Annotated in this window: 22 protein-coding genes; 17 read left to right on the top strand and 5 right to left on the bottom strand. The window is 75.4% G+C overall.

The genetic code is table 11. From position 1 onward, the window contains the following. The first annotated feature begins 5 nt into the window (after positions 1–5). The 14 genes from mftE to ACYX4T_RS14225 all read left to right on the top strand — a co-directional run bounded on the left by mftE (position 6) and on the right by ACYX4T_RS14225 (position 15,403). The gene (gene mftE, locus ACYX4T_RS14290) at positions 6–683 is read left to right on the top strand and encodes a mycofactocin biosynthesis peptidyl-dipeptidase MftE (protein WP_476009971.1); all 678 of its coding nucleotides are present in this window, start codon (positions 6–8) and stop codon (positions 681–683) included. Between the two features lie 78 nt (positions 684–761). After that, entirely contained in the window at positions 762–1,196 is a 435-nt protein-coding gene (locus ACYX4T_RS14285) for a hotdog domain-containing protein (RefSeq protein ID WP_476009970.1), read from the top strand. Positions 1,197–1,206: 10 nt separating this feature from the next. Next, on the top strand, positions 1,207–1,827 hold the full coding sequence (locus tag ACYX4T_RS14280) for a phosphoribosyltransferase (protein ID WP_476009969.1): 621 nt from the start codon (positions 1,207–1,209) through the stop codon (positions 1,825–1,827). Between the two features lie 111 nt (positions 1,828–1,938). After that, positions 1,939–3,492 carry a glycosyltransferase gene (locus ACYX4T_RS14275; protein ID WP_476009968.1) on the top strand — a complete coding sequence of 518 codons (1,554 nt, stop codon included), beginning with the start codon at positions 1,939–1,941 and terminating at the stop codon, positions 3,490–3,492. Next, the gene (locus tag ACYX4T_RS14270; protein ID WP_476009967.1) at positions 3,489–4,121 is read left to right on the top strand and encodes an MOSC domain-containing protein; all 633 of its coding nucleotides are present in this window, start codon (positions 3,489–3,491) and stop codon (positions 4,119–4,121) included. The genes ACYX4T_RS14275 and ACYX4T_RS14270 overlap by 4 nt, the downstream gene beginning before the upstream one ends. A 114-nt stretch (positions 4,122–4,235) precedes the next feature. Next, positions 4,236–6,917 (top strand): pyruvate, phosphate dikinase, encoded by a 2,682-nt coding sequence (gene ppdK / locus ACYX4T_RS14265; RefSeq protein ID WP_476009966.1) that lies wholly within the window; start codon positions 4,236–4,238, stop codon positions 6,915–6,917. A 419-nt stretch (positions 6,918–7,336) separates the two neighbouring features. Then, positions 7,337–7,861 (top strand): (2Fe-2S)-binding protein, encoded by a 525-nt coding sequence (locus ACYX4T_RS14260; RefSeq protein WP_476009965.1) that lies wholly within the window; start codon positions 7,337–7,339, stop codon positions 7,859–7,861. Continuing rightward, on the top strand, positions 7,861–10,353 hold the full coding sequence (locus ACYX4T_RS14255) for a xanthine dehydrogenase family protein molybdopterin-binding subunit (protein WP_476009964.1): 2,493 nt from the start codon (positions 7,861–7,863) through the stop codon (positions 10,351–10,353). The genes ACYX4T_RS14260 and ACYX4T_RS14255 overlap by 1 nt, the downstream gene beginning before the upstream one ends. After that, positions 10,350–11,201: an FAD binding domain-containing protein gene (locus ACYX4T_RS14250; RefSeq protein ID WP_476015146.1), complete on the top strand. Its 852-nt coding sequence runs from the start codon at positions 10,350–10,352 to the stop codon at positions 11,199–11,201. The genes ACYX4T_RS14255 and ACYX4T_RS14250 overlap by 4 nt, the downstream gene beginning before the upstream one ends. Positions 11,202–11,299: 98 nt before the next feature. Next, positions 11,300–12,178: an SRPBCC family protein gene (locus tag ACYX4T_RS14245; RefSeq protein WP_476015145.1), complete on the top strand. Its 879-nt coding sequence runs from the start codon at positions 11,300–11,302 to the stop codon at positions 12,176–12,178. A gap of 103 nt (positions 12,179–12,281) precedes the next feature. Beyond that, the gene (gene thiM, locus ACYX4T_RS14240) at positions 12,282–13,073 is read left to right on the top strand and encodes a hydroxyethylthiazole kinase (protein WP_476015144.1); all 792 of its coding nucleotides are present in this window, start codon (positions 12,282–12,284) and stop codon (positions 13,071–13,073) included. Beyond that, positions 13,070–13,702, top strand: coding sequence for a thiamine phosphate synthase (thiE, locus tag ACYX4T_RS14235; RefSeq protein ID WP_476015143.1), 633 nt, complete (start codon positions 13,070–13,072; stop codon positions 13,700–13,702). Before thiM ends, thiE begins: the two co-directional genes overlap by 4 nt. Before the next feature lie 5 nt (positions 13,703–13,707). Then, a complete protein-coding gene (locus ACYX4T_RS14230) occupies positions 13,708–14,724 on the top strand; it encodes a P1 family peptidase (RefSeq protein WP_476015142.1) in 1,017 nt (338 codons plus the stop codon). Positions 14,725–14,728: 4 nt separating this feature from the next. Then, entirely contained in the window at positions 14,729–15,403 is a 675-nt protein-coding gene (locus tag ACYX4T_RS14225) for a helix-turn-helix domain-containing protein (protein WP_476015141.1), read from the top strand. Here the strand turns inward: ACYX4T_RS14225 and ACYX4T_RS14220 are convergent. Next, positions 15,389–15,787, bottom strand: coding sequence for a VOC family protein (locus ACYX4T_RS14220; RefSeq protein WP_476015140.1), 399 nt, complete (start codon positions 15,785–15,787; stop codon positions 15,389–15,391). The two genes, ACYX4T_RS14225 and ACYX4T_RS14220, sit on opposite strands and share 15 nt — an antisense overlap. Positions 15,788–15,848: 61 nt before the next feature. On the opposite strand from ACYX4T_RS14220, the gene ACYX4T_RS14215 reads away from it, so the two are divergent. Then, positions 15,849–16,751, top strand: coding sequence for a DNA-3-methyladenine glycosylase family protein (locus ACYX4T_RS14215; protein WP_476015139.1), 903 nt, complete (start codon positions 15,849–15,851; stop codon positions 16,749–16,751). Continuing rightward, the gene (locus ACYX4T_RS14210; protein ID WP_476015138.1) at positions 16,748–17,221 is read left to right on the top strand and encodes a hypothetical protein; all 474 of its coding nucleotides are present in this window, start codon (positions 16,748–16,750) and stop codon (positions 17,219–17,221) included. Before ACYX4T_RS14215 ends, ACYX4T_RS14210 begins: the two co-directional genes overlap by 4 nt. A 17-nt stretch (positions 17,222–17,238) precedes the next feature. On the opposite strand, the gene ACYX4T_RS14205 is transcribed toward ACYX4T_RS14210, so the two are convergent. The 4 genes from ACYX4T_RS14205 to moaA all read right to left on the bottom strand — a co-directional run bounded on the left by ACYX4T_RS14205 (position 17,239) and on the right by moaA (position 20,250). Further along, on the bottom strand, positions 17,239–18,207 hold the full coding sequence (locus ACYX4T_RS14205) for a hypothetical protein (RefSeq protein ID WP_476015137.1): 969 nt from the start codon (positions 18,205–18,207) through the stop codon (positions 17,239–17,241). Positions 18,208–18,276: 69 nt separating this feature from the next. Continuing rightward, the gene (locus tag ACYX4T_RS14200; protein ID WP_476015136.1) at positions 18,277–18,759 is read right to left on the bottom strand and encodes a methylated-DNA--[protein]-cysteine S-methyltransferase; all 483 of its coding nucleotides are present in this window, start codon (positions 18,757–18,759) and stop codon (positions 18,277–18,279) included. Positions 18,760–18,865: 106 nt separating this feature from the next. Next, the gene (locus ACYX4T_RS14195; RefSeq protein ID WP_476015135.1) at positions 18,866–19,165 is read right to left on the bottom strand and encodes a MoaD/ThiS family protein; all 300 of its coding nucleotides are present in this window, start codon (positions 19,163–19,165) and stop codon (positions 18,866–18,868) included. After that, a complete protein-coding gene (gene moaA / locus ACYX4T_RS14190; protein WP_476015134.1) occupies positions 19,162–20,250 on the bottom strand; it encodes a GTP 3',8-cyclase MoaA in 1,089 nt (362 codons plus the stop codon). The genes ACYX4T_RS14195 and moaA overlap by 4 nt, the downstream gene beginning before the upstream one ends. A 201-nt stretch (positions 20,251–20,451) precedes the next feature. Here moaA and oxdA point away from each other — a divergent pair, with 201 nt between their 5' ends. Beyond that, positions 20,452–21,498, top strand: coding sequence for an aliphatic aldoxime dehydratase (gene oxdA, locus ACYX4T_RS14185; RefSeq protein ID WP_476015133.1), 1,047 nt, complete (start codon positions 20,452–20,454; stop codon positions 21,496–21,498). Positions 21,499–21,507 lie beyond the last annotated feature (9 nt).

The raw sequence follows: 21,507 nt of genomic DNA, 5'->3' as shown, positions 1-21,507 counted from the left end.
GCGCCGTGCAGATCGGCGAGGCCCGGTGGGCGGAGTGCGAGGACGTCCCCCTGCTGCTCGTGCCGATCGGGGCCACCGAGCAGCACGGCCCCCACCTGCCGCTCGGCACCGACACCACCGTCGCCGCCGCCGTCGCCGACCGCAGCGGGCTGCCCACCGCGCCCGCCCTGCCCTACGGCGCGTCCGGCGAGCACGAGGGCTTCCCGGGCACCGTGTCCCTCGGCACCGAGACCCTCGCCGCCGTCGTCGTCGAGCTCGGGCGCTCGGCGTGCCGCTTCGCCCGCCGCCTGCTGCTCGTCAACGGGCACGGCGGCAACGTCGGCGCGCTGCGGGTGGCCGTGCCGATGCTGCGCGCCGAGGGCCGCGACGTCGCCTGGTTCCCGTGCGGCGTGCCCGGTGCCGACGCCCACGCCGGGCGCCACGAGACGTCGGTGATGCTCGCGCTCGCGCCCGGCACCGTCCGCGAGGACCTCGCCGCGCCCGGCAACACCGCCCCGCTGCGCGAGCTCATGCCCGCGATCGCCGCCGGCTCGGTCCGCGACGTCAGCCCCTCCGGCGTGCTCGGCGACCCCACCGGGGCGAGCGGCGCCGAGGGCGCGGAGACGGTGGCGGTGATGGTGGCCGGGCTCCGCACGGCGTCCGAACGGTGGGTCGTCGACGAGGCGACCGGGCGCCTGACCTGATCCCGGCTGCCCGCCCGACCGCGACCCGACCCCGCGCGTCCTCGCGCCGTTCACACCCCCGGCGGACACTCGGGCCGCATGACCGGACTGCTCACCGGCGACGATCTCCTGGCCCGCGCCGAGGCCGCGCTCGCGGTGGCGCTCCCCGACGCGCTGGGCCTCGAGTTCGTCGACCCGCACGCCCCCCTCGACGGCGTCGTCCTGCCCGTCACCGGCCTCGCCGTCACGCCCGCCGCCACGGCGCACGCCGCGGCGCTCGGTGCCGCCGTCGAGCTCGCCGGCTACCTCGCCGTGCTGCCGACGCTGACGCCGGCCCAGCACGCGGTGACCCACCAGATCTCCACCCAGTACCTGCGTGCCGCGCGGGCGGGGCGGCGCGTGCGCGTGGTCGGCAAGCTCGCGCGGCGCGCCCGGGAGGTCGCCTTCGTCAGCGTCACCGCGAGCCTCGAGGACGGGCCGGACCGGCCGGTCGCGCTGAGCCAGGTCACGAAGTCGATCGTCGGCGCCACCTAGCATCGGGGCGGTGGAGCGCTTCGCCGACCGGACCACCGCGGGGCACGCGCTGGGCGAGCGGCTCGCCGGCCTCGGGCTCGACCGCCCGCTGCTCGTCGGGCTGGCGCGCGGCGGCGTGCCGGTGGCGGTCGCGGCGGCGGCGGTGCTCGACGCGGAGGTGGACGTCGGGGTCGCCCGCAAGATCACCGCGCCCGGGCGGCCCGAGGCGGGGCTGGGCGCGGTGGCGGTGGACGGCGAGCCGGTGTGGTTCGAGCGGGCCCTGCAGACCGCGGAGCTGACCCCGGAGGCGCTGGCCGACGCGGTCGCCGCCGAGCGGGCGGAGGCGGCGCGCCGCGAGGAGGCCTACGGCGCGGGGTGGCGCCCGCACGCCGGCGGCCGGGACGTCGTGCTCGTCGACGACGGCATCGCGACGGGGATGACGGTGCGCGCGGCGCTCGGCGCGATCGCCGCCGCCGGGCCGTCGCGGCTCGTGCTCGGCGTGCCGGTCGCGTCGCCGCCGTCGCTGGAGCGGGTCGGTGACGTGGAGGTCGTCGCCGTGCTCGTGCCCGAGGACTTCCGGGCGGTCGGCGACGTCTACGACGACTTCGGCCAGCTCTCCGACGACGACGTGCGGCGTGCGCTGGATCGCTGACCGGCGGGCGTCGGCTGCCTAGACTCGCCGGCCATCGCCACCCCCACGCTCGCCCCCGCCCGCCCCGCCCGCCTCCCGTCGGGGTGGGCGGTCGTCCTCGACCGCTCGGTGATGCGCGTCGACGGCGGGCGGACACTGGTCGGTGGCTCGCCGCCCCGGGTGCTGCACCTGGCGCCGGCGGCGGTCTCGCGGCTCGCCGGCGGCGGGACGATCCCCGCGGGCGCACGCCTGGTCGTCACCGACGCGACGTCCGCCGCGCTGGCGCGCCTGCTCACCGACGCCGGCGTCGCGCACCCGGAGCCGTCGCACCCCGACGCGCCGGACCCCGCCGACGTCTCGGTGGTCGTGCCCGTCCGCGACCGGCCCGACGAGCTCGCGCGGCTGCTCGACGCCCTGCACGGCACGACGCCGGGGCTCGGCGAGGTCGTGGTCGTCGACGACGGCTCCGCCGACCCCTCCGCGACGGCGCGCCTGGCCGGCGAGCGGGGCGCGCGCGTCGTCCGGCACCCGGTCTCGCGGGGCCCGGCCGCCGCGCGGAACACGGGCGCCGCGACGTCGACCGGCGCGCTCGTGGCGTTCCTCGACTCCGACGTCGTGCCCGAGGCGGGCTGGCTCGACCCGCTGCTCGGGCACCTCGCCGACCCCGCCGTCGCCCTCGCCGCCCCGCGCATCGTCGCCTGGTCCGACGCGAGGTCCGGTGTGACCAGCGATGCGGCATCGCTGGCACTCAAGGCCAGGATCGCCACATCCTCGCCTGCGCGACACGCCGTGGCTCGTTACGAGGAGCGACGCTCCAGCCTCGACCTCGGCGCACGCCCCGCCCCGGTGACCGCGCGCTCGCGCGTCGCCTACGTCCCCAGCGCGGCGCTCCTGGTGCGCCGCGAGGCGCTGGGCGCCGGCTTCGCCGAGGACATGCCCGTCGCCGAGGACGTCGACCTCGTGTGGCGCCTGGCCGCCGACGGTTGGCGGCTGCGCTACGAGCCGGCGTCGCGGGTCGCGCACGAGCACCGCGACGCCGTCGGTCCCTGGCTCGCGCGGAAGGCGTTCTACGGCACCGGCGCGGCCCCGCTCGCCCTGCGCCACCCGCGTCGCGTGCCCCCGGTCGCGCTCGCGCCCTGGACCGCCACCGCCGTGACGCTGCTCGGCGTCCAGCGCCGGTGGAGCACGGCCGCGGCCGGCGCGGTGACGCTCGCCGCCACCGCCCGCCTGGCACGGAGCCTGCACGACGCGAGGAGAGCCAAGCCCGGCGTGTCGCCGGAGCGAGGATGTGGCGATCCTGGCGTTGAACGCCAGCGAAGCCGCATCGCTCGCACGCCCTGGCTGCCCCCCGCCCGCCTGGCCGCGGTGCTGGCGCCGTGGGGGCTGGGCGGGGCGGTGTGGCAGGCGGCGGGGGCGCTGACGCGCCACTGGTGGCCCGCCGCCGTCGCCGGGTCGCTCGTGTCCCGCCGCATCCGCAGGGCCCTGGTGACAGCCGCCCTCGCCGAGGGCCTCGCCGACTGGTGGCGCTTCCGCCCGCCCGGCGCCGGCCCCCTCGACGCGGCGACCCACGTCGTCGCGCACCGTCTCGACGACCTCGCGTACGGCGCCGGGCTGTGGTGGGGCGCCTGGCGTCACCGCACCGTCGCGCCGTTGCGCCCCGACCTGACCGGGAAGGCGCCGTCATGAGGATCCGCACGGTCGCCCTCGGCCGGTCGCGGGAGGTCCCGGGCCCCCGCGACGGCGAGACGACGAGCACCGCGATCTGGAAGGACCCCGTCGTCGGTCCGGTCGAGGTCGGGCCCGAGGGTCTGGTCGGCGACGAGCAGGCCGATCGGGTCAACCACGGCGGCCCGGAGAAGGCGGTCTACGCCTACGGCGACGAGGACCTCGCCTGGTGGCGCAGCCACGGTGAGCCGGGAGACGACCAGGTGTTCGGCCAGAACCTCACCACCACCGGCCTCGACCTGCGCGGCGCCGTCGTCGGCGAGCACTGGCACGTCGGCACCGCCGAGCTCGCCGTCGTCCAGCCCCGCATCCCGTGCTTCAAGCTCGGCCTGCGCGCCGGCGACCCGACCCTGCCCCGCCGCTTCGCCGCCGCCGACCGGCCCGGCGTCTACCTGCGCGTCGTGCGCCCGGGCACGATCACGGCCGGGGACGCCGTCGCGATCACCGATCGGCCGGCCCACCGCGTCACGGTCGCCGAGGCCTTCGCGATCTTCCACCACGACCGCGACCGCGCCGCCCGCCTGCTCGACGCGCCGGACCTGCCGTCCTCGTGGCACGCCTGGGCCCGCAAGCGCTTGACCCGCCGGTGACCACGCGACGCCGCGCACTCGGACGTGGTCCGGCGGCGCGACGGCGTGCCAGAGTTCCGCGACGAGGACTGCGGGACTGCGGGACTGCACGGCAACGGGACGAGGACGGGACACATGACCAAGTTCGTGTACGACTTCGCCGAGGGTGACCGCGACCAGAAGGACCTGCTGGGCGGCAAGGGCGCCAACCTCGCGGAGATGACCAACCTCGGTCTGCCGGTGCCCCCCGGGTTCACGATCACCACCGAGGCCTGCCGCGCCTACCTCGCCGACGGTCAGGAGCCCGCGGGCCTCGCCGACGAGGTCACCGAGCACCTCGTCGCCCTCGAGAGGACGATGGGCAAGCGGCTCGGGCAGGCCGACGACCCGCTGCTGGTCTCCGTGCGCTCCGGGGCGAAGTTCTCGATGCCCGGGATGATGGAGACCGTCCTCAACGTCGGGCTCAACGACGCGTCGGTGCACGGGCTCGCGACGCAGGCCGGCGACGAGCGCTTCGCCTGGGACTCCTACCGGCGGCTGATCCAGATGTTCGGCGCGACGGTGCTCGACATCCCGGCCGAGCACTTCGCCGACGCCCTCGACGACGCGAAGAGGGCCAAGGGCACCGCGGACGACCTCGACCTCGACGCCGACGACTTCCGCACGCTGGTCGAGACGTTCAAGGGCGTCGTGCGGGAGCAGGCCGGACGCGACTTCCCGCAGGACCCGCGGGAGCAGATGGACCTCGCGGTGCGCGCGGTCTTCGACTCCTGGAACTCGCCGCGCGCCAACGTCTACCGCCGCCAGGAGCGCATCCCCGCCGACCTCGGCACCGCGGTCAGCGTGTGCTCGATGGTCTTCGGCAACCTCGGGATGGACTCGGGCACCGGCGTCGCCTTCACGCGCGACCCGGCGTCGGGCGCCCAGGGTGTGTACGGCGACTACCTGCAGAACGCGCAGGGCGAGGACGTCGTCGCCGGCATCCGCAACACCCTCGCGCTCACCGAGCTCGAGCGGATCGACAAGGCCAGCTACGACCAGCTCATGGAGATCATGAGGACGCTGGAGAACCACTACCGCGACCTCTGCGACATCGAGTTCACCATCGAGCGCGGCAAGCTCTGGATGCTGCAGACCCGCGTCGGCAAGCGCACCGCCGCGGCGGCGTTCACCGTCGCCTGCCAGCTCGTCGACGAGGGCCTGATCGACATGGACGAGGCGCTCCAGCGGGTCACCGGCGCGCAACTGGCCAACCTGATGTTCCCCCGGTTCGACCGGGACGCCGAGAAAGAGCTGCTGACGACCGGCATGAACGCCTCGCCCGGCGCCGCCGGCGGCATCGCGGTCTTCGACTCCCCGACGGCGGTGCGCCGCGCGAGGGCGGGGGAGAAGGTCCTGCTGGTCCGCCGCGAGACCAACCCCGACGACCTCGACGGCATGATCGCCGCCGAGGGCGTGCTGACCAGCCGCGGCGGGCGCACCTCGCACGCCGCGGTCGTCGCCCGTGGCATGGGCAAGACGGCCGTCTGCGGCGCCGAGGAGCTCGAGGTCGACGTCCGGGCGAAGAAGCTCACCGCCGCCGACGGACGCGAGGTCGTCGAGGGCGACACGATCTCCATCGACGGCACGAACGGCGAGGTCTACCTCGGTGAGGTGCCCGTGGTCGCGAGCCCGGTGATGGCCTACTTCGAGGGGTCGACCGGGCTCGCGGAGAACGACGACCTCGTCGCGGCCGTCGACCGGATCATGCGTCACGCCGACGTCGGCCGGCGGCTGCGGGTGCGGGTCAACGCCGACACCGGCGAGGACTGCGCGACCGCACGCACGTTCGGTGCGGAGGGCGTCGGGCTCTGCCGCACCGAGCACATGTTCCTGGGCGAGCGCCGCGAGCTCGTCGAGACACTGGTGCTCGCCGAGACCCAGGACGAGCGCGAGAAGGCGCTCGCCGCGCTGCTGCCCCTGCAGATCGAGGACTTCACCGCCATCTACCGCGCGATGGAGGGCCTGCCGGTCACGATTCGGCTGCTCGACCCGCCGCTGCACGAGTTCCTGCCCGACCTCACCGAGCTCTCCGTCGAGGTCGCGGTCGCCCGCGAGCGCGGCGAGCTGAGCGAGGAGCGCGAGGAGCTGCTCGCGAACGTGCGCCGCCTGCACGAGCAGAACCCGATGCTGGGGCTGCGCGGCGTGCGCCTCGGGATCGCGGTGCCGGGCCTCTACGCGATGCAGGTCCGCGCGATCACGCGGGCGGCGGCGGCTCTGGCCGCCGAGGGCATCCGCGTGCTCCCGGAGATCATGGTGCCGCTGGTCGGCACCGTGCAGGAGCTGCAGGCGGTCGCGGCGGAGATCGCCGAGGTGGTCGCCGAGCCGGAGTCGCTGGTGGACGGGGCGCCGGTGGAGCACCAGATCGGCACGATGATCGAGCTGCCGCGCGCCGCCCTGGTGGCGGCGCAGATCGCCGAGACCGCCCAGTTCTTCTCGTTCGGCACCAACGACCTGACGCAGACCACCTGGGGCTTCTCCCGCGACGACGTCGAGGGAGCCTTCTTCTCCGACTACCTCGAGGCCGGCATCTTCGGCGTCTCGCCGTTCGAGTCGCTCGACACAGAGGGCGTCGGCGAGCTCGTCGAGATCGCGTCGTGGCGGGGCCGGGAGGTGCGCCACGACCTCAAGCTCGGCATCTGCGGCGAGCACGGCGGCGACCCGGACTCGGTGCACTTCTTCCACCACGCCGGCCTCGACTACGTGTCGTGCTCGCCGTTCCGGATCCCCGTCGCGCGGCTCGAGGCGGGGCGGGCGGCCACGTCCCCGAAGGCCTGACGGACGGTCTCGCCGGGCGTCGCCGCGCGTGTGCTCCGCGTGACGGCGCCACCCCTCCGAACGGAGGGGGGCGCGGCTGTCCGGAACGCCTTCTTTCGGTCGGTGCCCACCGGCGCTCGGCCGCCGTCACGCCGCAGGTACGGAGCCCACGAGCCGCTTCGCCCCGCGGCTGCGGAAACGCCACCCGAACGGCCGTCCACCTGGACGTCGACCGACCGGATCCGGGGGCCGAGTGGATGTTGCGCCACCCCGACGAGGGGGGTGTGATGTGTCCGCCACCACGCCGGAGTTGGTCGGCAACGCGTGCGCGCCGTCGGCGACGGCGGCGGGCACGGTTCGCAACACCACCACCACCACGTCCTCGGTCACGTCCGCCGGGCTCCGGTGCCCGTCGCGAGGCCGAGTGAGGAGTGAGGTCCATGGCACGCATCCGGACCACCGTCGACGGACTCGTCTACGAGGACGACGTCGAGCCCCGCATGCTGCTCGTCCAGTACCTGCGTGAGCGACTCGGCAAGACGGGCACGGTGATCGGCTGCGACACGAGCAACTGCGGGGCGTGCACCGTCCACCTCGACGGTCTGAGCGTGAAGTCGTGCTCGGTGCTCGCCGTCCAGGCGAACGGCAGCGAGGTCCTCACCATCGAGGGTCTCGAGCGGGACGGCCAGCTGCACCCCATGCAGCAGGCGTTCCACGACAACCACGCCCTGCAGTGCGGCTACTGCACGCCCGGCATGATCATGCAGTCGATCGATCTCCTCGGGGAGAACCCCGACCCCTCGGAGCACGAGATCCGTGAGGGCATCGAGGGCAACCTCTGCCGCTGCACCGGCTACCAGAACATCGTGCGCGCCGTCCAGGACGCCGCCTCGAAGATGAAGCCGGGCGCGTCCCCGACCGCCGAGACCGGCGCGAAGCAGACCGTCGCGGGCGGGGGCGCCTGATGACGACGACCGAGAACGCCCCCACCCAGGAGATCGGCCGGGACCGCCGCCGCAAGGAGGACCGTCGGCTCATCACCGGGCGCACCCGGTGGACCGACAACCAGGCCCTCACCGGCCTGCTCCACATCTCGGTGGTGCGCAGCCCGTTCGCGCACGCCGAGATCAAGGGCGTCGACACGTCGGCGGCCAAGCAGGTCCCCGGCGTCGTCGCCGTCTACACGGCCGCCGACCTCGGCGCCGACCAGGTGCAGCTGCCCTGCGCCTGGCCGGTCACCAAGGACATGAAGGCCCCGCAGCGCCCGGCGCTTGCCGGCAGCCGGGTCAACTTCGCCGGCGAGGGCGTCGCGGTGGTCGTCGCCCGCAGCGCGGCGATCGCCAAGGACGCCGCCGAGCAGGTCGAGGTCGACTACGACGAGCTCGAGCCGGTCCTCGACATGGAGGCCGCCCTCGCCGACGGCGCGACGCTCGTCCACCCGGAGATCGGCACCAACGCCAACGCGCAGTGGGTGTTCGACTCCGGCGAGGCGGGCTCGGGCGGCAGCGTCGCCGAGGCGCTGCAGAAGGCCGACTCGGACGACGACCAGATCGTCGTCAAGCGCCGCTTCCGTCAGCAGCGGCTCGTGCCGGTGTTCATGGAGCCCCGCTCCACGGTCGTCGACCCCAGCGGCGAGCAGCTCGTCATGTGGTCGTCGACGCAGGTGCCCCACATCCTCAAGACGATGCTGGCGCTGACGCTCGGCCTGCCCGAGCACAAGGTCCGCGTCATCGCACCGGACGTCGGCGGCGGCTTCGGCGGCAAGATCGCCGTGGCCCCCGAGGAGGTCCTGACGCTGCTGGTGGCCCAGAAGCTGGGCAAGCCGGTGAAGTGGACCGAGACCCGCTCGGAGTCCCTGCTCACCGCCCACCACGGCCGGGACCAGATCCAGGACCTGACGATGTCCGTCACGAAGGACGGGCAGATCACGGGCCTGGACGTCAAGCTCCTCGCCGACATGGGCGCCTACCTGGGCCTCGTCGGGCCGGGCGTGCCGATCCTCGGCGCGTTCATGTTCAACGCGATCTACAAGATCCCGGCGTACCGCTTCGACTGCACCAACGTCTTCACCACCAAGACGCTCACCGACGCCTACCGCGGCGCCGGTCGCCCGGAGGCCACCTTCGGCATCGAGCGCCTGATGGACGAGGTGGCCCTCGAGCTCGACATGGAGCCGATGGAGTTCCGCCGGAAGAACTGGATCAAGCACGAGGAGTTCCCGTACACCACGGTCAGCACGCTGACCTACGACACGGGCAACTACGAGGCGGCCACCGACCAGGCCCTCCAGATGTTCGACTACGACGGCCTGCGGCGCGAGCAGCAGGAGCGTCGTCAGCGGGGCGACGTCAAGCAGCTCGGCATCGGCATCTCGACCTTCACCGAGATGTGCGGCCTCGCCCCCTCGCGCGTGCTCGGCTCGCTCGACTACGGCGCCGGCGGCTGGGAGACCGCGGCCATCCGGATGCTGCCCACCGGCAAGGCTGAGGTCGTCGTCGGCGTCAGCCCGCACGGGCAGGGCCACGAGACCGCGTTCTCGCAGATCGTCGCCGACCAGCTCGGCGTGCCGTTCGACGACGTCGAGATCCTCCACGGCGACACGCAGTCGTCCTACCGGGGCCTCGACACGTACGGCTCGCGCTCGCTGGCCGTCGGCGGCATCGCCGTGGTCAAGGCGGCCGAGAAGGTCATCGAGAAGGCCAAGCCGATCGCGGCGCACATGCTCGAGGCCTCCGAGGGCGACCTCGAGTTCTCGGGCGGGCGGTTCACGGTCAAGGGCACCGACAAGGGCGTGGGCATCCAGGACATCGCGCTCGCGGTGTTCGCGGCCCACGACTACCCGGAGGGCATCGAGCCCGACATCGACGCCCACGCGACGTTCGACCCGGAGAACTTCTCGTTCCCGCACGGCACGCACCTGTGCGCCGTGGAGGTCGACACCGAGACCGGCTTCGTGCAGCTCTACCGCTACGTCTGCGTCGACGACGTCGGCAACGTGATCAACCCGCTGATCGTCGAGGGCCAGGTCCACGGCGGTCTCGCCCAGGGCATCGCGCAGGCCCTGTTCGAGGAGGCGGCGTACGACGACCAGGGCACGCTGCTCTCGGGCACGCTGGTCGACTACACGCTGCCCACCGCGGCGGACCTGATCAGCTTCGACACCGCGAACACCACCACCGCGTCGACCACCAACCCGCTCGGGGTCAAGGGCGTCGGCGAGGCGGGCACGATCGCCTCCACCCCGGCGGTCGTGAACTCGGTGCTCGACGCGATCCGCCACCTCGGCGTCAAGGACATCGACATGCCGACCACGCCCTACCGGGTGTGGACGGCGATCAACGACGCCAAGGGCACCGCGGGCCGCGGTGACGAGGCGAACGTGGCCTCGCCGGGTGCGGGCCTCGGCTCCACCGCCAGTGACATCTCGAAGGGCGACACCCAGGGAGGGCACCTGTGATCCCGGCCCAGTTCGACTACGTCCGGCCGACCACGGTCGAGGAGGCGGTCCAGGCCCTGCGCGACGGCGGCGACGACGCCAAGCTCCTGGCCGGCGGCCAGAGCCTGCTGCCGGTGCTGCGCCTGCGCATGGCCGACCCCTCGCTGATCATCGACCTCGGGGGCATCCCGGAGCTCAAGGGCGTCCGGGAGGAGGGCAACGAGGTCGTCGTCGGGGCCATGACGTCGCACTACGACGTCACCCGGGACGACACACTGCGCCAGCACGTCGCCCTCATCCAGGAGGCGACGAAGACCGTCGCCGACCCGCAGGTGCGCCACAAGGGCACGCTCGGCGGGGCGCTCGCCCACGCCGACCCGGCCGGTGACCTCGCGGCGCCGGCGCTGGCCCTCGACGCGCAGTTCGTCATCGCGGGCCAGAACGGCACCCGCACGGTGGCGGCGGCGGACTTCTTCGAGGACTACTTCACCACCGCCATCGGCGAGGGTGAGCTCCTCACCCAGATCCGCTTCCCGAAGTACACCGGGTGGGGCGCGCGCTACGAGAAGTTCAACCGCGTCGCGCAGGCCTGGTCGATCGTCGCGGTGGCCGCCACGGTGAAGGTCGACGGCGGCACGATCTCCGAGGCCCGCATCGGCCTGACCAACATGGCGGGCACCCCGGTGCGCGCCCGGTCCGTCGAGTCGGCCCTGGTCGGGCAGAGCGCCACCGAGGAGAATGTCCGCAAGGCCGCCCAGGCCGCCGCCGAGGGCACCAGCCCGACCGCGGACGCGGACGCCGGTTCCGACTACCGCGAGCACCTCGCCAGGGTGCTCACGGGTCGGGCCGTCCTCGCGGCCGCGGGCTGACCCCCGATCGACGACCGACACCCACGACGACGGCCCGCCCCCGCATCCGCGGGGGCGGGCCTGTCGTCGTCGACCGCACCCTCCCAGGAGGTACGCCAGTGAAGCTCGAGAACGAGTTCACCGTCCCGGTGGACATCGACACCGTGTTCGACGCCCTGAACGACCCCGAGAAGGTCACGCCGTGCTTCCCGGGAGCCACGCTCGACTCCCACGAGGGCGACGACTTCACGGGCACCGTGAAGGTCAAGCTGGGCCCGATCTCGATGACCTACAAGGGCAAGGGCACCTTCGTCGAGCGGGACAAGACCAACCACAAGGTCGTCGTCGACGCCCAGGGCCGTGACTCGCGGGGCAACGGCACCGCGTCGGCGAAGGCGACGCTGACGATGACCGACGAGGGCGGCAAGACGAAGGTCAACGTCCTCACCGAGATGCAGGTGACCGGCAAGCCCGCGCAGTTCGGCCGCGGCGTCATGTCCGACGTCGGCGACAAGATCCTGGGGCAGTTCGCGTCCTGCCTCGCCGACGAGTTCGGCAGCGCGGCCGCGGGCGGCGCCCCGGCGCCCACCGTCTCGGGCACCGACACCGCCGCCACCGGCGGGAACGGCACCGCGCCGGCTCCGGAGGCCGTGGCCGCCGGCGGGGACGCCGCCCCCGTCACCGCGCCGCCCTCGCCCGCGCCCGTCGCGTCGGGCTCCGGCGCGCCGACGGCCGCGTCGATGCCGACCACGGTGGCCGAGGCCGCGAAGGGCGACACGGGCGCGAAGCCCGGCGCCTCGGTCGGCGGCGCCACCGGCGCCGCCGGGGAGGCCGCGGCCCAGCCCGCCGGCCAGCGCCGCCAGCAGGTCGAGGCGATCGACCTGCTCGACAGCTCGCGCGACGCGATCGTCAAGCGCCTCGCCCCCGTGGGCGTCGCCGCCGGCGTGCTCGCCGCGATCATCGCGATCATCCTCGTGGCGCGCGGGCGCTCGTCGTAGGTCGGGTCAGCTGTTCTGAGCGAAGGGCCCCTCCGGTCGAGGAGATCGACCGCAGGGGCCCTTCGCTCGTGTACGGGGCGGCGCGAGCGGCAAGGCCTTCGGCATGACCGCACCCCTGCTGGACGCGGTGCGGGAGCGGACCCCGCTCGTGCACTGCGTGACCAACCTCGTCGCCACGACGTTCTCCGCCAACGCCCTGCTCGCACTCGGCGCCTCGCCGGCGATGGTCGAGGACGCCGAGGAGGCCGCCGAGCTCGCGGCCGTGGCCGGGGCGCTGGTCGTCAACACGGGGACGATGTCACGGCCGCGCGCCGAGGGCATGCACGCGGCGGCGGGCGCGGCCCGGGACGCGGGGACGCCGTGGCTGCTCGACCCGGTCGGGGTCGGCCCGCTGTCGCTGCGCACCCGCGTGGCGTCGGAGCTGCTCGGCCTCGGGCCCACGGTCGTGCGCGGCAACGCCTCGGAGATCCTCGCGCTGACCGGGCGCGAGGGCGGGGGCCGCGGCGTGGACGCGACGGTCACGGTGGAGGACGCCGCCGATGCCGCCGACGAGCTCGCCCGCACCCACGGCACGGTCGTGGCGGTCAGCGGCGTCGTCGACCGGGTCACCGACGGCGCGACGGTCCACCGCGTCGGCGGCGGCCACCCGCTGATGGGCCGCGTGACGGCGATGGGCTGCGCCCTCAGTGCGGTCACCGCCGCGTTCCTCGCCGTCGCCCGCACGACCGGTGCCGACCCCCTCGCCGCCACCCTCGCCGCGCACGCGGTCGTCGGCGCGAGCGGGGCCGCGGGCGGGGCGGCGGCGCGGGGACCGGGGTCGTTCGTGCCGGCGTGGCTGGACGAGCTCGCGATCGTGGACGGGCAGGCCGCGCAGGCCCTGGTGGACCCGGCGTGACACCCCTCGACCCGCGCCTCTACCTGGTCCTCGACCCGGTGCACGGACCCGCCGACCCGTTCGCCGTGCTGCACGCGGCCGTCGACGGCGGGGTGACGGCCGTGCAGGTCCGGGCGCCCGCCGCCACCGGGCGGGCGCTCTTCGACGCCACGCGCGCCGTCCTCGCCGCGCTCGCCGGCACCGGGGTCGCCGTGGTCGTCGACGACCGCCTCGACGTCGCGCTCGCCGTCGGCGCCGACGGCGTGCACCTGGGTCGGGACGACGTCCCGCCGGCCGAGGCCCGGCGCGTCGCGGGGCCCGGGCTGTCGATCGGCTGGTCGGTGACCGGGCCCGACGACCTGCGCGCCGCCGACCCGGCCGTCGTCGACCTGCTCGGCATCGGACCGGTCTTCGCCACGGCCACCAAGCCCGACGCCGCGCCCGCGACCGGGCTCGACGGGCTGCGCGCGCTGGCGGCCGGGGCGCGGGAGCTCGGCGTGCCGTCGGTGGCGATCGGCGGGGTCGGCCCGGACAACGCCGACGACGTGCTGGCCACCGGCGTCGACGGGCTCGCGATCAGCTCGGCGATCGCCGCCGCCCCGGACCCCGGTGCCGCGGCCCAGGCGCTGCGCCCGGCGCCTCTAGGCTGATCACCGTGCACCCCGGCGCCAGCAACACGATCGTCGACGTCCCGGGCCTGCAGGTCGGGCACGCGGAGCTGACGGGGGAGGGCGCGCTGTCGGGCACGACGGTCGTGCTGCCCGGACCCGACGGCGCCGTCGCCGGGGTCGACGTGCGCGGCGGCGGCCCGGGGACCCGCGAGACCGACGCGCTCGACCCGCGCACCCTCGTCGAGCGCGTCCACGCCGTCGTGCTCACCGGCGGCAGCGCCTACGGGCTCGCCGCCGCGTCGGGGGTCGCCGACGCGCTCGGTGCGCAGGGCCGGGGCTTCCCCGTGGGCCGCGGCCCGCTCGAGGTGGTGCCCGTGGTGCCCGCCGCGGTGGTGTTCGACCTGGGCCGTGGCGGCGACTTCGGCCGGCGCCCGACCGCCGACACGGGCGCCGCGGCGCTCGCCGCCTGCTCCGCCGAGCCGCCGGCGCAGGGCGTCGTCGGCGCCGGGTGCGGGACGGTGATCGGCGGGCTCAAGGGCGGGGTCGGATCGGCGTCGTCGGTGCTCGCCGACGGCACGGTGGTCGCGGCGCTGGTCGTCGCGAACGCCGCGGGGTCCGCGGTCGACCCGGCGACCGGCGAGCTGTGGGCCGCGCGCCACCTCGGCGCGGGCGACGCCCGGCCCCCCGCCCTGCCGGCCGACCGCACCGCGCTGCTGGCGACCCTGCGCGATGCCGCGGCCCCGCCGACGCTGAACACGACGATCGGGGTCGTCGCCACCGACGCCGGGCTCTCGGTCGCCCAGTGCGCCAAGCTCGCCGCCGTCGGGCAGAGCGGCCTCGCCCGCGCCGTCCACCCCGCCCACGGCATGACCGACGGCGACACCTTCTTCGGTCTCGCGACCACCGAGCGCGCCGCGCCGGACCTCGCGGGCCTCCAGGAGCTCCTCACCGCCGGCGCCGACTGCGTCACCCGCGCCGTCGCCCACGCCGTGCTGGCGGCGCGCTCGGTCGAGACGCCGGGCGGGCGCTGGCTCGCGTACCGGGACGTCGTGGATCCGTAGCACCATGGACCCCGTGGCGGGCTACCGCGAGCGGCGGATCGCGCCCGGCGTCGTGCTCTGGGAGAGTGACGGGGCGCCGGGCACCATCCTGCCCGACGGGTGCCTCGACCTGATCTGGAACGGCCGGGGGCTCGTCGTCGCCGGTCCGGACGCGGGGCCGCGCCCCCACGACGGGGGCGGCAGGGTGCACGTGGGCCTGCGGTTCTCGCACGGGCGCGGGCCGGGGTTCCTCGGCGTCCGCGCCGACCAGCTGCGCGACACCACCGTCGACCTCGACGCCGTGTGGTCCGACGCCGCGGCGCGTGGGCTCACCGACCGGGTCGCCGACGACCCCGCCGGGGCGCTCGCCGCGCTCGCCGCGGCCACGCCGCCCGCGGACGGCGAGCGCTTCGGCGTGCGGGTGTTCGCGGCGCTGGCCCGCGGGCGCGACGTCGCGGGGGTCGCCGACGAGCTCGGCACCACGTCCCGCACCCTGCACCGGCGCTGCCTGCCGCTCTTCGGCTACGGACCCCAGCACCTGGGGCGCATCCTGCGCCTGCAGCGCGCGCTGGCCCGGGCCCGTACCGGCACGCCGTGGGCGGAGGTCGCCGCCGTCGAGGGCTTCGCCGACCAGCCACACCTGGCCCGCGAGGTCCGGGCGCTGGCGGGGACGACGCCCACGGGGCTACGGCGCGGGTAGCGGCGCGAAGAGGTCCACCGACCCGCCGTCGGGGTCCTGCACGGTCGCGTAGCGCTGGCCCCAGAACGCGTCCCAGGGCTCGAGCTCGCCGTGGTAGCCGGCGCCGACCAGGGACCGGTAGGTCGCGTCGACCTCGGGCGGCGCATCGCACGCGAACGCCAGGGCGCTGCGGGGCCCGCCCGTCGGCGGGGTCCAGGAGGGGTCGACGGAGCGGATCGTGGCCTCGGTGTCGAAGGCCAGGCGCAGCCCGCCCCCGAGGTCGACCTCGACGTGCGGCTGGTCGTCGGCCTCGGGCGGGGCGTCGATGCCGAGGCGTCGGTAGAAGGCGAGCGTGGCGGCCATGTCGGCGACGACCAGCTCGACGACGGAGAGTCGGGGTGCCATGGCCGTCACCGTAGGGACCGCCCGTGCGGCCGGGCGTGGAGCGATCGGACATGCTCGACCCGTGCACGTCGAGGACCGCGCGCTCCGGTTCACCCCGCCGCTGTGCCCCGACAACCTCTTCGGCCATCTCGTCGCGACGGCCGTGCCGGGCGTCGAGGAGTGGCACGACGGCGCCTACCGCCGCACGCTCGCCCTGCCCGGCGGGCCGGGTGTGGTGGCGCTGCGGCCCGGCGCCGGCCCCGACACCGTCGCCGCGACGCTGACCGTCACCGACCCGTCCGACGCGGACGCGGCGGCGCGCCTGGCCCGGCGCGTTCTCGACCTCGACGCCGACCCGGAGGCGGTCGATGCCACCCTGCGCGCCGACCCGGTGCTGCGCCCCCTGGTCGACGGGGCCCCGGGCCGGCGGGTGCCCGGCGCGCCCGACCCCGACGAGTTCGCCGTGCGCGCCGTGCTCGGCCAGCAGGTCTCCACCGCCGCCGCCCGCACCCACGCCGGGCGCCTCGTGCGCGGCCACGGCACGCCGCTGCCCGACGGGCTCGCCGGCCCCGGCAGCACGCTGACCCACCTCTTCCCGTCCGCGCCCGCCCTGACCGCCGTCGACCCCGACGAGCTCGGCATGCCCCGCACCCGCAAGCGCACGCTGCTGACGCTGGTGCGGGCGCTGGCCGACGGCGAGGTGGTGCTCGACCCGGCCGACGTGCCCGCGTCGCGGACGGCCCTGGCCGCGCTGCCGGGGATCGGGCCGTGGACCGTCGACTCGGTCGCCATGCGCGCGCTCGGCGACCCCGACGCCTTCCTGCCCACCGACCTCGGCGTCCGCGCCGCCGCCGAGCGCCTCGGGCTGCCCGCCCGCGACCGCGACCTCGTCGACCGCGCCGAGACCTGGCGACCCTTCCGCGCGTACGCCACGCAGTACCTCTGGGCGGCGCTGGACCACGCCGTGAACACCATGCCAGGGTGACGGTCGTGGACACGGACGACGCGCTGTGGGGCGCGCTCGACCGCGTGGCGGAGGCGCCGACCCTGCTCGTAGCCTGCGCGTTCGACGGTGCGCTGGCCCCGGACGAGGGCGACCCCGTGCAGGCGCGTGCCGAGCAGGTGTCGTCCGAGGCGCTGAACGTCCTCATGGCCCTGCCCGCCACCACCGTCGCGGTGGTGTCCGACCGGCCCGCCGACGAGGTCGCCGAGCTGATGTTCCTGTCCGGCTCGAAGGGCGGCGCGCGCGTCGTCGCCCCGGAGGGCCTCGGCGCGCTGCGCGACGAGGTGGGCGCGACCGCGCTGGTCGCCGTGGGGGTCGCGACCGACGGCGGCGCCGGCGACGTCGTCGTGGGTGTCGGGGAGGACGGGGCCCCGGCGCCCTACGAGGTCGAGGACGTCGACGACGTCGGCGAGCTGCTCGAGGAGCTGGCGAGCCTGCGCCGCCGCGTCTGAGCGAGACGTCGGTCGGCCTACACCGGCGCCGGCAATCGCGTCGCGAGGTCGGTGGCGATGACCCGTGCCATGTCGCAGGAGCTTGCCGACGCGGACCCGACCGAGACGCGGGCGAGCGTGTCCTGCGGGAACGGAAAGCTGTCGGAGGCGAGCCCCCACTCCAGCAGGTAGCCGCAGTTGCTCGTGGAGCGGCCACCGGCGTACGAGTCGGGCTGGCGCTGCAGATGCAGGGGGTGGGCGCCGACCCACTCGCGGGGCTCCCGGTCGGTCAGCCGGCGATCCTCGTCGTCGAGCACGAACTCCAGCCGCGCGTGGGTGGCACCGGGGCCCGGGATGCCGACGACGCAGCTCCAGTTCCCGAACCCCGGCGTGACGGGCGGGGCCGCGAGCCCGAGCAGCGGGGCGGCACCGGCCAGCGCCGCGCACGCGTCGGCGCGAGCGAGGTCGTACGGGGGCTGCCAGCCGGGCCGGTAGCGGATGCCGTCCGCGGCGAGGCGCCGCAGCCCGAGGGCGAGGGCGCGCTCGGCGACCGCGCAGTCGCCGACCCGCGAGGTCGAGCCGACGATCGACCAGCCCCCGAAGACGACGAGCGTGCCGTCGACGAGCCGGGCGACCCGGCGGCAGGTGTCGGCCGCGGGGGCCGGCGACAGGACGGTCACGGCACCGACCTGCTGGCCCGGCCCCGTCGACGCCGGTGACGCGGCCCGCTCGTGCTCGAACCACGCTGCGACCATCTGTCGTCGGTCGTCGTCGCTGTAGCCGTCGGCGCGGCAGGAGCCGACGACGTCGCCGAACGGCCGGGACGGCATCGACTCCGGGCGGCCGGTGAAGGCGCCCGGGTCGAGGAGCGCACACGGGTCCGCGGCGCGCTCGTCGCCGTCCAGGACCACCGCGCCGACCTCCGTCGGGAGCTCGGGCGCGGAGGAGCACGCGGCGCTCCCGGCGAGGGCCGCGCCGAGCACGAGGACCAGGAGGGCGCGGCGCACCCGCTCTTCGTAGCAGAGCGTGACAAACAGCGGAGATGAAGATCGCTGAGATGGAGCAGTGGCGACCGGTCAGAACAGCAGCGTGTCGCGGGCCTCGAGGTCGAGCAGGGTGCGCTTGCGCTCGAGGCCGCCGGCGTAACCGGTGAGGCTCCCGTCGGCGCCCACGACGCGGTGGCACGGGACGACGACGGCGACGGGGTTACGGGCCATCGCCCCGCCGACGCGCCGGGCCTCGGCCGGCCCGAGGCCGACGGCGGCGGCCAGTTTCCCGTAGCTCACCGTTTCGCCGTAGCCGATCGCCGCGAGCCCGTCGAGCACGCGGCGGTCCCACGCCGGGTGCGCGGAGAGGTCGACGGGCACGGTGAACGTGCGCAGCGAGCCGTCGAGGTAGGCGTCGATCTCGCGGCGGGCGAGGTCCAGGACGTCGGCGGCGGGCTCGCCCTGCTGGTGGGGACGGTGCTCGGGACCGGGGGAGAAGCCCAGCAGCGTCAGCCCCCGCGGCGACGCGTCGAGGTGCAGCGGGCCAATGGCGGTGTCGTGGACGACGCTCATGCCCGGCAGAACCCCGCGCGCCGGTGCGGCGTGGCGCGTGTCAGCGAAGTGCCGTTGCGGACGTTGAGTGTCCGTAACGCCACTTCGCTGGCATCCACGCGAGCCCCTAGCCGCCGGCGAAGGGCGGCAGGACGTCGACGACGGCGCCGTGGGGCAGGACGGTGGCGCGGTCGTGCACCGCGACCTCGTCGAGCAGGAAGCTCGAGGCGCCGAGCACGCGGGTCAGGGCCTCGCCGTGGTCGGCGGCGAGGGCGGTGACCAGGTCGGCGATGGTGGCGCCGCGGGGGACCGCGACGGTCTCGCTGCGCGTGCCCGCCGCGGCCTTGGCGCCGGCGAAGTAGCGCACGGTCACCGTGGCGGCGGGTGCGGTGGTCGCGCTGGTGGTGGACGCAGGGGCGGTCATCATCCTCCGATCGCGCTCATCGGACGGTCGGGCTGCAGGAAACCGGGGTCGTCGATGCCGTGGCCGGGCTTCTTGCCCCACATGGCCACGCGCCACGCGTCGGCGATCTCCTCGTCGGAGCCGCCCCCGCGCAGGAGACCCCGCAGGTCGTTCTCGGTCTGCGAGAACAGGCACGTGCGGACCTGGCCGTCGGCGGTGAGGCGCGTGCGGTCGCAGGTGCCGCAGAACGGGCGGGTCACCGAGGCGATGACACCGACCTTCGCCGGCGTCCCGTCCGGGGCGGTCCAGCCGTCGACGAGGAAGCGCTCGGCCGGGGCACCGCCCCGCTCGGCGGGGTCCTCGGTGAGGGTGAAGCGGGTACGCAGCGAGGCCAGCACCTGCTCGGCGGTGATCATGCGGTCGCGCTGCCAGGAGTGGCCGGCGTCGAGCGGCATCTGCTCGATGATGCGCAGCTCGTAGCCCTCCTCGAGGGCCCAGGCCAGCAGGTCGGGCGCCTCGTCGTCGTTGAGCCCGGGCATGAGCACCGTGTTGACCTTGATCGGGTCGAGCCCGTGCTCCCGCGCCGCCCGCAGGCCGGCGAGGACGTCGTCGAGGCGGTCGCGGCGGGTGATCTCGGTGAACCGCTCCCGGCGCAGCGTGTCGAGCGAGACGTTGACTCGGTCCAGGCCCGCGGCCGCGAGGCCGGGCGCGCGGCGCGTGAGCCCGAGCGCGTTGGTGGTCACCGACATCTCCGGGCGCGGCGACAGCGCGGCGGTGGCGGCGACGATGTCCTCGAGGCCCTTGCGCAGCAGCGGCTCGCCGCCGGTGAAGCGGATCTCCTGCACGCCCAGGCGCTCGACGGCCACGCGCACCAGGCGCACGACCTCGTCGTCGGTCAGCGCCTGCTCGCTCGGCATCCACTCCAGGCCCTCGGCGGGCATGCAGTACGTGCAGCGCAGGTTGCAGCGGTCGGTCAGCGAGACCCGCAGGTCGGTGGCGACCCGGCCCCACGAGTCGACGAGGCGGGGGTCGGAGGGACGGCCCCTGGTGTCGGTGGTGGACGTGGCGGCCCCGGGGACGGCCGGCACACCGAGGTCGAGAGCGGTCATCAGGTCCACACTAACCGCGTCGCGGCGCTGTGGTGATCAGCATCTCCGCAGGTGGGGGGCTGCCCCCGCAGTTGCGGCGGCCATCAGCCGAGATCGGGAGCACCTGCGGGGGCGGGTGGGGAAAACGGTCCGATCGGAGGGGTCCGACGACCGTCCCGGGCTACGCTCCGTCGACCCGACGCCCTCCATCGAAGGGGAGCCGTGGACTCTGCGATCGACCACCACCTCCGGTGCCCGCGCACCCTCTCGCGGCGCGCGTCCGACGACTACAGGCCGCCGTTCCCGATCGTCGTCGCCCGCGCGCACGAGGACGTCACGCAGGTCGTCATGGCCTACCTGGGCGTCCAGTACCGCGGCGAGGAGCACCGGGCCGAGGCGCTGGAGACGCTGCGGCGGATCGTCGGCCAGTTCGGGCTGGACGATGGCCCGGGGCACCACGACACGACCCACCACCGCGACGCGCAGGGCCGCGACAACCTCGTCGCCGTCGGCTACTGGCGCGACCCCGCGCGCTACCGCCGGTGGCTCGCCCACCCCGAGGTGGCCGGGTGGTGGGAGGCCGACGAGCGCCTGCGGGCGGACGTCGGGGTCTTCCGCGAGGTCGTCATGCCGCGCGTCGACGGGTTCGAGACGCTCTACCCCTTCACCGACGGGCTGCCCGGCGTCGGCGCGGTCCTCGACGGCGTCAGCGACGAGGTCCAGGAGCACGCCTACTGGGGCGCGATGCGCGACCGGATCCCGCGCTCGCAGACCGACCGCATGACCGGCTCCGGCGAGCTCGAGGTCCGCGGCGACCCGGCCGGGCGGGCCGTCGTCGTCGGGCACGACGACGTGGCGCTGATCCGGTCGGGGCAGGACTGGTCGGGGACCGAGCCCGGCGAGCGCGAGCTGTACCTCGAGGAGGTCGAGCCCGAGCTGCGGGAGGCCATGGACTTCCTGCGCGACCGCGGCGAGCGCCTCGGCTGCTACAGCAACCGCTGGGTTCGCAACGTCGACCTCGAGGGCCGGCCGCTCGACGAGACCTACGCCATCAGCCACTGGCGCTCGCTCGACCGGCTCGAGCGCTGGGCCGAGTCGCACCCGACCCACCTCAGCCTCTTCGTCGCCTACGTCCGCCGCGCGAAGCGGCTGCCGCGGCTGCGGCTCTACCACGAGGTCTCCGTGGTCGGCGCCGACGACCAGTTCTACGAGTACGTCAACTGCCACCCGGCGACGGGCCTGCTGCGCGACGCGCGACCCCCGGGCTGACCCCACGGA

The sequence above is a fragment of the Actinomycetospora sp. ABD4_176 genome, from assembly GCF_056311855.1.
The sequence above is the reverse complement of the archived record's forward strand: the minus strand, read 5'-3'. Positions and strand labels throughout refer to the sequence as shown.